This window comes from Cryobacterium lyxosi, assembly GCF_004403345.1.
GTDB classification, from domain to species: Bacteria; Actinomycetota; Actinomycetes; order Actinomycetales; family Microbacteriaceae; genus Cryobacterium; species Cryobacterium lyxosi.
The window spans coordinates 23,917-37,059 of sequence record NZ_SOGT01000011.1 but is presented as its reverse complement, the minus strand read 5'-3'; the positions used below and the strand labels follow the sequence as shown (position 1 = coordinate 37,059).

The 13,143-nt window shown below is 62.9% G+C and carries 13 protein-coding genes and 2 tRNA genes; 7 read left to right on the top strand and 8 right to left on the bottom strand.

Annotated elements, in window-relative coordinates:
- Positions 1-3: 3 nt before the first annotated feature.
- From E3T27_RS08225 to E3T27_RS08200, 6 genes are all read left to right on the top strand, one after another.
- Entirely contained in the window at positions 4-450 is a 447-nt protein-coding gene (locus E3T27_RS08225; protein WP_134572224.1) for a GNAT family N-acetyltransferase, read from the top strand.
- Positions 451-453: 3 nt separating this feature from the next.
- Positions 454-723, top strand: a complete 270-nt coding sequence (locus E3T27_RS08220) for a hypothetical protein (RefSeq protein WP_104197838.1) — start codon at positions 454-456, stop codon at positions 721-723.
- A 79-nt stretch (positions 724-802) separates the two neighbouring features.
- Entirely contained in the window at positions 803-1,753 is a 951-nt protein-coding gene (locus E3T27_RS08215; RefSeq protein ID WP_134572223.1) for a hypothetical protein, read from the top strand.
- A gap of 10 nt (positions 1,754-1,763) precedes the next feature.
- Complete coding sequence (locus E3T27_RS08210; protein WP_104197836.1) at positions 1,764-2,126, top strand: GntR family transcriptional regulator; 363 nt, start codon at positions 1,764-1,766, stop codon at positions 2,124-2,126.
- 101 nt (positions 2,127-2,227) lie between these two features.
- On the top strand, positions 2,228-4,291 hold the full coding sequence (locus E3T27_RS08205) for a M3 family metallopeptidase (protein ID WP_134572222.1): 2,064 nt from the start codon (positions 2,228-2,230) through the stop codon (positions 4,289-4,291).
- A gap of 107 nt (positions 4,292-4,398) precedes the next feature.
- Positions 4,399-5,166, top strand: coding sequence for a hypothetical protein (locus E3T27_RS08200; protein ID WP_134572221.1), 768 nt, complete (start codon positions 4,399-4,401; stop codon positions 5,164-5,166).
- 28 nt (positions 5,167-5,194) lie between these two features.
- Here E3T27_RS08200 and clpX read toward each other — a convergent pair whose 3' ends face one another.
- The 5 genes from clpX to E3T27_RS08175 all read right to left on the bottom strand — a co-directional run bounded on the left by clpX (position 5,195) and on the right by E3T27_RS08175 (position 9,644).
- Positions 5,195-6,472, bottom strand: coding sequence for an ATP-dependent Clp protease ATP-binding subunit ClpX (gene clpX / locus E3T27_RS08195; RefSeq protein ID WP_104198095.1), 1,278 nt, complete (start codon positions 6,470-6,472; stop codon positions 5,195-5,197).
- A gap of 133 nt (positions 6,473-6,605) precedes the next feature.
- A complete protein-coding gene (locus E3T27_RS08190; protein WP_104197833.1) occupies positions 6,606-7,289 on the bottom strand; it encodes an ATP-dependent Clp protease proteolytic subunit in 684 nt (227 codons plus the stop codon).
- A gap of 27 nt (positions 7,290-7,316) precedes the next feature.
- Positions 7,317-7,919, bottom strand: coding sequence for an ATP-dependent Clp protease proteolytic subunit (locus tag E3T27_RS08185; protein WP_104133107.1), 603 nt, complete (start codon positions 7,917-7,919; stop codon positions 7,317-7,319).
- Positions 7,920-8,099: 180 nt separating this feature from the next.
- The gene (gene tig / locus E3T27_RS08180; RefSeq protein ID WP_166786155.1) at positions 8,100-9,527 is read right to left on the bottom strand and encodes a trigger factor; all 1,428 of its coding nucleotides are present in this window, start codon (positions 9,525-9,527) and stop codon (positions 8,100-8,102) included.
- A gap of 43 nt (positions 9,528-9,570) precedes the next feature.
- Positions 9,571-9,644: transfer RNA gene (locus E3T27_RS08175), tRNA-Pro, on the bottom strand.
- A 184-nt stretch (positions 9,645-9,828) separates the two neighbouring features.
- Between E3T27_RS08175 and E3T27_RS08170 the strand changes: the two genes are divergently transcribed.
- Positions 9,829-9,902, top strand: a tRNA-Gly gene (locus E3T27_RS08170).
- Positions 9,903-9,977: 75 nt separating this feature from the next.
- Here the strand turns inward: E3T27_RS08170 and E3T27_RS08165 are convergent.
- The 3 genes from E3T27_RS08165 to E3T27_RS08155 form a co-directional block, all read right to left on the bottom strand.
- Entirely contained in the window at positions 9,978-11,570 is a 1,593-nt protein-coding gene (locus E3T27_RS08165; protein ID WP_134572220.1) for a multicopper oxidase family protein, read from the bottom strand.
- Between the two features lie 73 nt (positions 11,571-11,643).
- On the bottom strand, positions 11,644-12,645 hold the full coding sequence (locus E3T27_RS08160; protein ID WP_134572219.1) for an Fpg/Nei family DNA glycosylase: 1,002 nt from the start codon (positions 12,643-12,645) through the stop codon (positions 11,644-11,646).
- A 6-nt stretch (positions 12,646-12,651) separates the two neighbouring features.
- The gene (locus E3T27_RS08155; RefSeq protein WP_104197823.1) at positions 12,652-13,143 is read right to left on the bottom strand and encodes a ribose-5-phosphate isomerase; all 492 of its coding nucleotides are present in this window, start codon (positions 13,141-13,143) and stop codon (positions 12,652-12,654) included.

The window sequence follows — 13,143 nt, the reverse complement described above, 5'->3', positions numbered from 1 at the left end:
CAGATGTCAGTGACCGTTCGCCCACTGGGCGACAAGGACTTTTTTGCCTGGCTGGGCCTGTTCGAAGGCTACAGCGCGTTCTACGAAAGAGAACTGACCGATCAGAAAGCCCTGCAGGTGTGGAGCTGGATTATCGACGCGAACAACGCCCTTGTTGGTGCCGTGGCGGTCAACGACGATGGTGACTTCGTCGGCTTTGCCCACTATCGCACTGTTCCGCGCACCCTTAGCGGCGACTTGGCGCTGTTCCTGGACGATCTCTATGTGGCCGAGGACGCGCGCAAGAATGGCGTCGGCTCCCTTTTGATGGAATTCACCAAGACCTATGCCCGGGCGCACAAGCTGGCCCAGATTCAGCTCGTGACCGCCGCCGACAACGCAACCGCGCAGGTGCTCTACGACCAGCTCGGAACGCGTACCGACTGGGTCACCTACGAGATCGACGTCTAGATCATGCAGTTAGGCACCCGATGGGCCCTGGGCGGCACCCTGCCGGCGGGGCTGCCGCAGGTTGTTGAGATCGCCGTGCGATCGGTCGAAGAAGACGTCGCGGCGCTGGCCGTCGACAGCAGCACGTGGCGCTGGACCCTGACCTGGCTGGAGTCCAAGCCGGTGATCGAGCTCGACGATGGCACCATCATCCGGTTCAACCCGGTCGACGACAGCGCAACCATCACGCAGCCGTCAACCAACGTCGACGATGATGACGAGGAATGGATTTAGGGTCTCACGTGTAGCTGCGCGATGATACGCCTGCTAGCCTTTTGTGTATCACCTGAGTGATACACAAAAGGCGGCGTGCATGTTGTTTCTCATCTACTTCCTACTCGTTTTCCTGGTGGTCGGAATTGTTCGGGTGGGCAGCCGAAAAAGCCTGGCCCGTCTCGTCGTGACGGTTCCCGAGATTAGCACGGTGACCGCGCGCAGGTTCGCGCGCTCGATCATGCTTCGCAACGTCGGCACCCTCGCGGCCGGCGGAGTCGCGCTCTGGGCGCTCGACCGGGTCAACCAGGCGCAACCGGGCTGGTATGGTTTGCCGCTGATGCTGGCCCCCGGAGTCGCTGCGGCAATCGGCCTGCTGGTCTTCGCACTGACCCCCACTCGCATCGTGACCGACCGGCCTAAACGCCGCTCGGCGAACCTGGTGCCGCGCCGAGTGTGGACGTACGGACCGGCCTGGGGATTCCTGCTGCCGCTTTGTGCTGCAGTGGCCGTGGTCGTCTTCGCGATCATCGCCGGCTTGGCCGCAAGCGCGCCGCCCGACGGCGCTTTTCGTTCGATCACCATCGGCTCACGCACAGCGGGCCCCTACCCGGGCTGGTATTACGGTGTGCCGTTGATCGGCTTGACCGTGCTGCTTGCCGCGGCGACACTGTTCGCACTCGGTCGAATCGCCTCGGCAGCGCGCTCAGAACAATTCGACGAGCTCGATCGGTCCGTGCGAGTTCTGGCCACGCGCGTCGTCATGCAGCTCAGTTCTGGAGCACTGTTTCTCTACTCCGGCGGTGTGTTGCTCGTCGCCGGCTGGGCCACGAGAAACGCTGCAATCACCTTCCTGCCCGGCGGGGCTATCTCCGCTGTGCAGCCAGCCGCCGCCTTCGGTCTCACCGAGCTGGTTGCCGGGCTGGTCGTCGCTCTACTCGGAGGGGTTCTGGTCAGCCTCTCGATCCTGGATGCCACCACGCAGCCACTCGGCCGCGTTTATCCGGCACGCGCCTCGACAGCGAATGCGGCATCCACTCAGCACTCATGAGCCGTGGCACATGATCACCATCGACGAAGACCAGGCCACACCGCCGTTCGAGCAGATTCGGGCCCAGCTGGCGGATCAGATCCGGGCTGGATCGCTCGTGGCGGACCAGCGGCTGCCCTCGATGCGCCAGCTCGCGACCGATCTGGGGATAGCGACGGGCACCGTCGCGCGTGCCTATGCCGCGTTAGAGGCGGCGGGGCTCATCTCGACCAGTCGGGGCAGTGGCACCAGGGTGCGCGCCGGTCAGGGCATCGACGACGAGTCTCGTGCGAGTGCGCGACTCTTCGCGCAGGCCCTACATCGACGGGGAGTCAGCCTCGACGATGCGCTCAGCGCCGTGCGCGCCGAGTGGTCGCGCACCAGTAACTCGTAACTCGGGCGGGTGGGCTGCTCGATGTCCGACATCGGCGTCAGAACTCCGACGCGCAGCTGGCCCCGCACGAGCATGGCGGCTGCCTTGGCTAGTGTGGACGCATGGCTTCCACAGCGAACAACCCTTTTTTCACGCGCAGCACGTTGCCGTACCAGCTGCCGCCCTTCGCGTCTATTACCGAGGAACACTATCGGCCGGCCTTTCTGCAGGGCATGACCGAGCAGCTCGCCGAAGTCAGCGCCATCACCGGCACAGCGGATGCCCCCAGTTTCGACAACACGCTCGTCGCCCTCGAGCGCAGCGGACAAATGCTCGCCCGTGTCTCCGCGGTCTTCTTCAACAAGAGTTCGTCCGACTCCAGCGACTTCACGAACGAGCTCGAAGAAGAACTCGCGCCGCTGCTGGCCGCCCACGCCGACGCGATCCGGCTCGATCCCGCCCTCTACGCGCGTCTCGAAGCCGTGCACGAGCAGCGCTCCAGCCTCACACTCGACGCCGAATCGTTGTACCTCATCAACCGCTATTTCACCGAATTCACATTGGCCGGCGCCGGCCTGAGCGATGACGACAAACAGTCACTGCGTGATGTCAACTCGCGGCTGTCGACCCTCACCACCCGCTTCGAAAAGAACCTGTTGGCCGACACCAACGAGCTCGCCCTCGTCATTGACGACGTGGCCGAGCTCGACGGACTCACGGATGGCGAGATCTCGGCGGCGGCCGAGGCCGCTCGGGAACGCCAGCTCGACGGCAAATACCTGATCAACCTCGTGCTCCCCACCTCGCACCCCTACCTTGCGAGCCTCACCGACCGCGGGGTACGCGAACGGTTGCTCGCGGCGAGCCGAGCCCGCGGCATCCGCTCGGATGCGACGGGAGCGGCCAACGACAACCGGCCTCTCGTGATCGAGATTACTCACCTCCGCGCCCAGCGCGCCCGCCTGCTCGGGTTTGACAGTCACGCCGCCTACGTGACCGCCGATGAAACCGCCAAGTCACCCGATGCAGTATGGGATCTGCTCGGGCGCCTCGCGCCAAACGCTGCCCGCAATGCCCGCGTGGAACAGGCCGACCTGCAGGCCGTGGTCGATGCCGAGGGCGGGGGTTTTGAGCTGGCTGCCTGGGACTGGGCGTTCTACACCGAGAAGGTGCGGCAGGAAAAGTACGACGTGGACACCGCGGCCATGCGCCCCTACTTCGAACTCGAAAGCGTACTGACCAATGGCGTCTTCTACGCGGCCAACCAGCTCTACGGGCTGACCTTCACGGCGAAGCCCGAATTGGTCGGCTGGCACCCCGAATCGCGCGTCTTCGAGGTCACCACGGAAGAGGGTTCTGCGCTTGGTCTGTACATCGGCGACTTCTACACTCGCGATTCCAAGCGCGGCGGAGCCTGGATGAACGCCCTGGTCTCGCAGTCAGCGCTGCTCGGAACCGATACGACCGTGGTCTGCAATAACCTCAACGTGTCGAAACCTGCTGCCGGGCAGCCGACTCTGCTCACCTACGACCAGGTCACCACCCTGTTCCACGAATTCGGTCATGCCCTGCACGGGCTCCTGGCCCGCGCGGCCTATCCCAAGTTCTCTGGAACCAACGTGTATCGGGACTTCGTGGAATTCCCCAGTCAGGTCAATGAGATGTGGATGCTCTGGCCCGAAATACTTTCCAACTACGCCCGTCACTACCAGACCGGTGAGGCGATGCCGCAGCAGTTGGTGGACCGCATCCAGGCGTCATCGACTTTCAACGAGGGCTTCCTGACCAGCGAGTATCTCGCCGCAGCACTCCTCGACCAGGCCTGGCACCGCATTGACGCCGACACCACCGTCGCCGACGTCGCCCGGTTCGAAGCGGATGCCCTCGCTTCTGTTGGACTGGACAATCCGGCTGTTCCCACCCGGTACGCGAGCACGTATTTCGCGCACACATTCTCGGGAGGATACGACGCCGGGTACTACTCCTACATCTGGAGCGAGGTACTCGATGCCGACACCGTGGAATGGTTCAGGGATAATGGCGGCCTGACTCGCGCCAACGGCGATCGTTTTCGTGATCGCCTGCTCGGAGTCGGCGGCACTCAGGATCCGCTCGAGGCCTACCGGCATTGGCGTGGCCGGGACGCCGATCTGCAGCCACTGCTCGACCGACGCGGCCTCAATTAGGACAAACACCTAGCGGGATGAGCCGCAGGCGCCGCCGAGCAAATACTTTCCAGGACCCTCAGTATTTGGGATGTGTTAACGGCGTCGGCACCGTAAGCTACGGGCCCATGGACATTCCGACAGTTCGTTCTCACGGCCCTGGGGTGCGCTGGTTTCTCTGGGTCGTCGCCATCGTTTTCGCACTCATGTTGCTGGGTGGGGTTGTGTCACACTACCTACGCGAAAACATCGACATCACGACCCCGGGCTGGCGCATTCTCAGCGCCCTGGCGAGCCTGCTCTACGCCGACGGTGAAGGGAACCTCTGGGCGTGGGCGTCTGGGCTGCTCCTCTCCGGCATCGCGTTGTGCTTGGTCGCCGTCGGGTTCGCCGTTCGCAATGAAGCAAAACGGGGTGCACCGTACTTCATTCTCGCCGCCATCGCCCTCGAGTTGTCGGCCGACGAAATCGCCCAACTGCACGAACAATTGGCTCGATTCGATCTCGGCACCGGCTTCACGTTTGCCTGGCTCACAATCGGTGTGCCATTGGCCATTGTCGCCGGCCTGCTCATGCTCTGGGTCGCCCGTTCGATCGACCGACAGCTTCGCCGCCGACTCATTGTCGCGGGAGCCATCTACCTGTTCGGCGCCGTTGGCTTTGAAGCCATGGGCGGCATCGTCGTGGGAGGCCGCCTCGATGACCTATCGCGCGGCAGCTTGCCGTATCACCTGCTCGTCGGCATCGAAGAGGGACTTGAAGTGACCGGCGCCCTCCTCGCCCTGAGCGCCGCGCTATCGGCGCTGACCATCGAGCGCACGGTAGCCGGGATCATCATGCGGGCACGATTGGCCCAAACGGGTGACACCGCTGCCAAGCGTTCGTCGGTGTCATGAGCGCACGCCCCCGCACGATGAGCCCGACTTAGGCCGACTTCACCTGGTGGGTCTTGTGCAGCACCATCTCAGCGGGCGCGTTGTTCAACACCGTATCGCGCGTGATGATGACGCGGTCCACGTCGGTGCTCGACGGAACCTCGAACATGACCGGGCCGAGTACCTCTTCGAGGATGGCTCGCAGGCCTCGGGCCCCGGTCTTTCGGAGCACGGCGAGGTCGGCAATGGCTTCGAGTGCCGGTTGTTCGAACTCGAGCTCGACCCCGTCGAGCTCGAACATGCGCTGGTACTGTCGCACGAGCGCGTTCTTGGGCACGGTCAGAATTTGCATGAGGGCCACTTGATCAAGCTGCGTGACCGTCGTGACGACGGGCAGACGCCCGATGAATTCGGGAATCAGTCCGAACTTGTGCAGGTCTTCGGGCAAAACCTCACTGAACAGGTTGATGTCGTCGCCCTTGACGTGCAGGGGAGCTCCGAAACCGATGCCCTTCTTGCCGGCGCGGGACGAGATGATGTCTTCGAGCCCGGCGAAAGCGCCGGCCACGATGAACAGCACGTTCGTGGTGTCGATCTGAATGAATTCCTGATGCGGATGCTTGCGCCCACCCTGCGGGGGAACCGAGGCGATCGTGCCCTCAAGAATTTTCAGGAGCGCCTGCTGCACGCCCTCGCCCGAAACATCACGGGTGATCGACGGGTTTTCGGCCTTGCGGGCGATCTTATCGATCTCATCGATGTAGATAATGCCTGTCTCGGCCCGTTTGACGTCGTAGTCTGCGGCTTGGATGAGCTTGAGCAAAATGTTCTCGACGTCTTCGCCGACGTACCCGGCCTCGGTGAGGGCCGTCGCATCCGCTACGGCGAAGGGAACGTTGAGGCGCTTGGCAAGGGTTTGGGCGAGATAGGTCTTGCCGCAACCGGTCGGGCCGATGAGCAGAATGTTGGACTTGGCGATCTCGACGTCGTCGTGGATAGCCTCGGCGGCGGTGAGTGTAGCCCGGGACCGGACACGCTTGTAGTGGTTGTAAACGGCAACGGCGAGGGCACGCTTGGCAGGTTCCTGGCCAATGACGTATTCCTCCAGGAAGCCGAAGATTTCTTTGGGCTTGGGGAGGTCGAACTCGCCGGTCGTGTCTTCAGAGCCGGCTTCAGCCAGGCGCTCTTCGATGATCTCGTTGCACAACTCGACGCATTCATCGCAGATATACACGCCGGGGCCGGCGATGAGCTGTTGCACCTGCTTCTGGCTCTTTCCGCAGAAGGAACACTTGAGCAGGTCGGCACTTTCACCGATTCGGGCCATGTCAGCCTCCTCCATTGGTCTCGCTGCAATTTAGCCTAGTCCGTGCATCCGACAGTTAGGTGCAGCACGCAATAAACCGAAACGGCGCGCCGCCCGCAGGCGACGCGCCGGTCAGGCCGGTTCAGGCCACAGGCTACTTGACGAGCATTGGAAGGTTCTTCCGGCTGGTCAGAACCTGGTCGATGAGGCCGTATTCGAGGGCCTCTGCTGCGCTCATGATCTTGTCGCGGTCGATGTCCTTGTTGACCTGCGTCACGCTCCGGTTGGAGTGGTGGGCGAGGGTCTCTTCGAGCCAGACGCGCATGCGCAGAATCTCAGCCGCCTGAATCTCGATATCCGAGGCCTGGCCGCCGCCCTGGCCGCCAACCGAGGGCTGGTGAATGAGGATGCGCGCGTTCGGCAGGGCGAGACGTTTGCCCGCGGTACCGCCGGCCAGAAGCACGGCCGCAGCAGATGCCGCCTGTCCGAGGCAGACCGTCATCACGTGGGGTCGAATGTACTGCATGGTGTCGTAAATCGCCGTCATGGCGGTGAACGATCCACCGGGCGAGTTGATGTACATGGTGATGTCGCGATCCGGGTCTTGGCTCTCAAGCACGAGGAGCTGGGCCATCACGTCATCGGCCGAAGCGTCGTCAACCTGCACACCGAGAAAGATGATGCGGTCTTCGAACAGCTTTGCGTAAGGGTCCTGGCGCTTGTACCCGTAGGCGGTGCGCTCTTCGAAGGTGGGAAGGATATAGCGGGATTCGGGCGAGTTCTTGGTCGAGCCGCCCATCGAGCTGTAGGCCGTTCCACCGAATGTGGGGATAGTCATGATTTCTTCCTGTTCAGTTTCGGCGGACTACTTGGTGGCGTCGGCGTCGGGATCGGTGCCGCCGCCGCCGATGACATCCGAAGCGGATGCGCGGAGGTGGTCGACGAAACCGTACTCGAGGGCTTCCTGAGCGCTGAACCAGTTGTCGCGGTCACCGTCAGCGTTGATCTGCTCGGGGGTCTTGCCGGTCTGCGCGGCTGTGATCTCCGACAGTCGCTGCTTCATATCGAGGATGAGGCGTGCCTGTGTTTGGATATCGGCCGCCGTGCCGCCGAATCCGCCGGACGGCTGGTGCAAAAGCACACGAGCGTTCGGAGTGATGTACCGCTTACCCTTGGTGCCCGAGGTGAGCAGGAACTGGCCCATCGAGGCCGCCATCCCGATGCCGACCGTGACGATGTCATTGGGTACGAACTGCATCGTGTCGTAGATCGCCATTCCAGCGGTGATCGAACCACCGGGAGAGTTGATGTAGAGATAGATGTCGCGCTTTGAGTCCTCGGCTGCCAGAAGTAGAATCTTGGCGCAGATCTCGTTGGCGTTTTCATCACGGACCTCTGAGCCGAGCCAGATGATGCGGTCCTTCAGCAGTCGGTCAAATACACCGTTAGTGGGTGTCGGGTCGGCCATGTCGTGCTCCGTTTCAGTTGTCGCTTCTCAATGAATCTATCGGAGCGCGCGGCGGAAAACGGCTGTGTTCGCCCTCGGCAGATAACCGGGCGCACGCCCAGGCTCCCACAGCATGCAAAAGGCCGACCGGAGTGAATCCGGCCGGCCTATGCACGCGCTTAGGGAGTAGTACTACGCACGCTACTTCTTAGCAGCGGCTTTCTTCTTTTTCGGCTTCTCGTCGACCTCTGCGTCAGCCTCGGCAACGGGTGCAGCATCAACGGGTGCAGCATCAACGGGTGCAGCGTCAACGGCCGCGTCAGCAGCATCCTCTTCGCCAGCACCCTCATCGTCGACCGGGCCCGTGAACTCGCTCAGGTCGACCGGCTTGCCGTTGGAGTCAACGACCTCAGCCCGACCCAGGGCAATGGCGAGGGCCTTGTTACGGGCAACCTCGGCAACCATCGACGGAATCTGGCCGTTGGTGTTGAGCGTCTGAACGAACTCGCTCGGGTCCATGCCGTACTGGCTTGCACCCTGGATGAGGTACTGGGTGAGCTCGTCCTGGCTGACCTTGACCTGCTCAGCTTCGGCGATCGTGTCGAGCAGGATCTGCTGACGGAAGGTCTTCTCGCTGGCTTCGGTGACCTCGGCGCGGTGTGTGTCGTCCTCGAGGCGGCTTTCGCCCTCGAGGTGACGGTTCACCTCGTCGAGGATGATCGCGGCGGGGATCGGAACCTCGACCGAGCCGAGGAGCGTCTCGATGAGACGCTCGCGGGCCTGGCTACCCTGTCCGAAGGCCTTGGACTTCTCGACCTGGACCTTGAGGCTCTCGGTGAGCTCAGCGATCGTGTCGAACTCGCTCGAGATCTGAGCGAAGTCGTCATCGGCGGCGGGAAGCTCGCGTTCCTTCACGGCAATCACGGTGATGGTGATCTCAGCCGTCTCACCCTCGTGGTCCCCACCCATGAGGTCGGAATTGAAGGTCGTGGTCTCGCCGGCGCTGAGCGAGTCGAGCGCTTCGTCGATGCCGTCTATGAGGTCGCCGGAGCCGACCTCATAGGAGATGCCGCTGGCGGTGTCGACCTCTTCGCCGTCGATTGCGGCGTTCAGGTCGATCTGAGCGAAGTCACCGGTCTTGGCGGGACGATCGACGGTGATGAGCGCACCGAACCGGCTACGCAGCTTGTCGAGTTCTTCGGCAACTTCTTCGTCGGATACCGCGACGGCATCAACGGTGAGCTTGAGGCCGGCGTAGCTAGGCAGGTCGATTTCGGGGCGTACGTCAACCTCGATAGCGAGGAGCAGGTCACCGGAGAAGTCGGTGTTGCTCGGCCATTCGACGATGTCGGCCTCTGGACGACCCAGGGGGCGCAGCTTGTTCTCTTCGACGGCCGCACGGTAGAAACCGTCGAGACCCTCGTTGACGGCGTGTTCCAGGACAGCGGCCTTGCCGACGCGCTGGTCGATGATGGCCGGCGGGATCTTTCCCTTACGAAAACCGGGGATGTTGATGTCCTCGGCGATGTGGCCGTAGGCGTGGGTGATGGCTGGCTTCAGCTCGTCGGGGCTCACCGTGATGGTGAGCTTGGCGCGCGTGGGGCTCAGTTTTTCGACCGTGGACTTCACTCGAGACTCTCCTGTGTATTGAAACGGTGTGCTGCGGATAATGTCGGGGCGACAGGAATTGAACCTGCGACTTCTCGCCCCCAAAACGAGCGCTCTACCAAGCTGAGCTACGCCCCGGATCTACTTCGACCCATCGATACTGCTTTGTTGGGGAACCAATCTGTTGGCGCAAGCGAAAGCTCACGACAGGCGGATTGACCTCGCCCAGTCTAATGCACGCCGTTCGAACGGATGCGCCCGCACTGGCAAACGTCCCCCGGTTTCCTGTACTAGGATACTCGAGTGCTCAAATATTGAGCCTGGGGACGTAGCTCAATGGTAGAGCCTGAGTTTTCCAAACTTATGACGCGGGTTCGATTCCCGTCGTCCCCTCCACAGAGTGAATATGCACACACCGAAAGCCGTCAGCGCGTAGCTGGCGGCTTTCGCCGTTTAGGCGGCAGTCCGCCTCTAGTGGCCGTGGTTCGGCAAGATCACGCGCGGTCCGCTGCCAACGGCCTGGTTTACCTTCGGCACGCTCGCGTCCTGAGCGGTCGGCGGGGTGCCGGCTTGCTCACCGGGCTTGACCACGACGAACTGGCCCATCATTCCGGCATCTTCATGGGCAAGCATGTGGCAGTGGAACATATACGGAAAGTCCGGATCGGTATATTCCGCGAACTGCATGATCAGTTCGTAGCGCACCCCGGGCTCGAGATAGATCGTGTCCTTCCAGCCGGAAAGTTCGGGTGGCGGCGATTTCGTTCCCACCCGCAGTACCTGAAACTGCATGGCGTGCACGTGAAAGTTGTGCGGCAACGGCATGGCATTATCGACGGTCCACACCTCGGTGGCACCGGCCTCGACGGTCTCGTCGATGCGTGTCATGTCCATGAGCCGGTTGTTGATCGTGTAGCCGTTGAGTGTGAACGAGCGGTCGACGGAGGCATCCGCTTTCTGGAGTGGCTCGATGTTCGCCAAGGTCGTCGATACGGCGCCGATGCTGCCGAGAGTTTCGGTCGCGCGCAACTCCAGCACGTCGAGCGTGTCATCACCGGCGTTGCGGGTCGCCGCTCCGGCCGAGGTGCCGAGGTTGGGCGGGGTGGACTGCAGTTTCACATTCTCCCCCGGGATCACTGTCACGAGGATCTCGGCGCGCTCGCCCGGTGACAAGCGGATGCCGTCCATCGGTGCCGCCGCAGGGAGCAGTCCCCCATCGGTTCCGATCAGGTCGAAGGACCGGCCGTCGCTGAACCCGAAGTCGTACACGCGCGCCGACGACCCGTTGACCAGGCGCAAGCGCACCATCTCGGTCGTCACGTCGAAGTACGGCGCGAGGGTGCCGTTGACCAACAGCTCATCGCCGATCGGACCGATGTAACCACGCACGTTGCTGATGAATTGGCCCTTAGCGTCGAAGCGGCGATCCTGCACCACAACGGGTATGTCATCGACTCCGTAGCTGCGGGGCAGGTTGAGTGCGGCCTCCTCGTCGTCCTGGATCAGGAACAGGCCGGCCAGGCCCATTTCTACCTGGTGCTCGGTTGTGCCGGCGGGATGCGGGTGGTACCAGAGGGTTGCGGCGGGCTGGTCGATCGTGAAGTTCGGGCTCCACTGTGCGCCCGGCTCGACCATCTGGTGCGGGCCGCCGTCCATCTTTGCGGGCAGGTTCATGCCGTGCCAGTGCACGCTCGTAGCTTCCTGGAGGTTATTGGAGACATTGATGCGCACGTTTTCGCCGCGCTCGGCGACGAGGGTGGGGCCGAGGTAGCTGCCGTTGTAGCCCCAGGTGGCGGTGCTGATGCCCGGCACGAACTCGCTCGTTCCCTCTTGGGCGGCGAGGTCGAAGACTCGCTCACCCGCGGCATTCACGGTCGATTCGGCCAGCGGCGGGATCGCGAGCGGATTTACGAAGTCGATGCTGCCGACGGTGTCGATGACGCCGGCGCCGTCGTCGCTCGAGCAGGCGGTCAGTGCGACGGTAATGACGACCGCTCCGACGATGGCACCGCTGACGATGGTTGCAACACGCCGGAGTGGCCGGGCAAATCGACGATGGATCATGACTTTATTTTCGCAGCATGCCCGACACCCGAGTACCACGCGTGCTGGCCCCCTCACCGTGCAGCAGGAGCGGTTACGCCTGACATCGCGGGCACCAGTACAGTTTGCGGGCCGCCATATCTTCGAGCACGATGTGCGAACCGCAGACTCGGCAGGGCAGGCCTTCGCGTTTGTAGACCCAGTGCCGATGGGCCCGACTCCTCATGGCGCGCCGGTACCCGGCGCCCTCGAGCTTGTCCATGGTCATCATCTGGCCAGTGGCAACACCTATATGCAAGAGGTGGGCCCAGTCCTGCCACAGCGCGCGCACGGTTTCGTCACTGAGTGACTTGGCGGGAGTGTGCGGGTTGAGACCGGCACGAAAGAGTATTTCGGCACGATAGACGTTGCCGATTCCGCTGACCACGCTCTGGTCCATCAACAGCCGGCCGATCGGCGTGGGTTTTTTTCGCACGACAGAAACGAAGCGTTCCTCGGCCGCGGGGGTGTTCTCCAGTTCCGGATCGGGTCCGAGCCTGGCGATCACAGCGTCGACCTGAGCCGGGTCGAGCACCTCACACGCCGTCGGTCCACGCAGGTCGGCGCACACCGTGTCGGTGAGCAGCCGCACCCGTACCTGGCCGACCGGTTCGGGGGGAAAGATATCGACGGGCTCGATCTCCTTTTCCTGCTCGGACATGCGCACCCGCGTGCGCCGCGGCGCCCCGATACTGAAGATCGAATTTTCACCATCGGCGTCAAAGGTCGCGGCCTCGGCCCCCGCCGCGACCTTGGTGCCGTGCTGATTGGTCTGGCCCATCCGGCCGTTGGCCGACGCCATCGTGGCATCCATGAGCACCTCGCCGCTGAAATCCCAGGCGCCATACAATCCCAAGTGGATGCGCAACCACAATCCGTGATCAAACTCCAGAAACATCTGCTTGCCCACGGCGCGAGCATCTGTCACCGAATGTCCGCTGAGCTGGGTGGCGCCAGTCGCGAACCGGCCCTGCGGCGAGCTGACCGTCACGCGGTGGCCGATGAAATTGCGCTGAAACTGGCGGGTGATGCGATGAACGGAGTGACCCTCTGGCACCTCAGTTCACCTGCCGTCGACGTTTTTCCCGGCGATGGTTCCGGTTCGCTCATACTCGCCGAGCTGACGGATGCGCCGCGTGTGCCGTTCCTCATCACTGAACGGCTCGGCAACAAAGGCATCGATAAAGCTCGTGGCCTCCGCGATCGTGTGCTCCCTGGCCCCGATGGAAATGACGTTGGCGTCGTTGTGCTCACGAGCGAGCCGGGCCGTGCTGAGATTCCAGACGAGGGCTGCTCGGGCTCCGGATACCTTGTTGGCGGCGATCTGTTCGCCATTGCCCGAACCGCCGAATACGACGCCGAGCGCTTCGATACCGGACTCGCGGTCGTCGACGGTTGCCTGCGCGGCGTTGATGCAGAACGCCGGGTAGTCGTCGAGGGCGTCATAGGTCCGGGGGCCGTGGTCGATGACCTCGTGACCGGCCGCACTCAGGTGCGTGATCAGGTGGTGGCTGAGGTCGAGACCGGCATGGTCCGTGGCGATGTGGATGCGCAT

Excerpts from the sequence above, each read along its gene's own strand:
- E3T27_RS08225 (WP_134572224.1), top strand. The coding sequence starts at position 4 with ATGTCAGTGACCGTTCGCCCACTGGGCGACAAGGACTTTTTTGCCTGG.
- E3T27_RS08220 (WP_104197838.1), top strand. The coding sequence starts at position 454 with ATGCAGTTAGGCACCCGATGGGCCCTGGGCGGCACCCTGCCGGCGGGG.
- E3T27_RS08215 (WP_134572223.1), top strand. The coding sequence starts at position 803 with ATGTTGTTTCTCATCTACTTCCTACTCGTTTTCCTGGTGGTCGGAATT.
- E3T27_RS08210 (WP_104197836.1), top strand. The coding sequence starts at position 1,764 with ATGATCACCATCGACGAAGACCAGGCCACACCGCCGTTCGAGCAGATT.
- E3T27_RS08205 (WP_134572222.1), top strand. The coding sequence starts at position 2,228 with ATGGCTTCCACAGCGAACAACCCTTTTTTCACGCGCAGCACGTTGCCG.
- E3T27_RS08200 (WP_134572221.1), top strand. The coding sequence starts at position 4,399 with ATGGACATTCCGACAGTTCGTTCTCACGGCCCTGGGGTGCGCTGGTTT.
- clpX (WP_104198095.1), bottom strand. The coding sequence starts at position 6,472 with ATGGCCCGAATCGGTGAAAGTGCCGACCTGCTCAAGTGTTCCTTCTGC.
- E3T27_RS08190 (WP_104197833.1), bottom strand. The coding sequence starts at position 7,289 with ATGACTATCCCCACATTCGGTGGAACGGCCTACAGCTCGATGGGCGGC.
- E3T27_RS08185 (WP_104133107.1), bottom strand. The coding sequence starts at position 7,919 with ATGGCCGACCCGACACCCACTAACGGTGTATTTGACCGACTGCTGAAG.
- E3T27_RS08165 (WP_134572220.1), bottom strand. The coding sequence starts at position 11,570 with ATGATCCATCGTCGATTTGCCCGGCCACTCCGGCGTGTTGCAACCATC.
- E3T27_RS08155 (WP_104197823.1), bottom strand. The coding sequence starts at position 13,143 with ATGCGCATCCACATCGCCACGGACCATGCCGGTCTCGACCTCAGCCAC.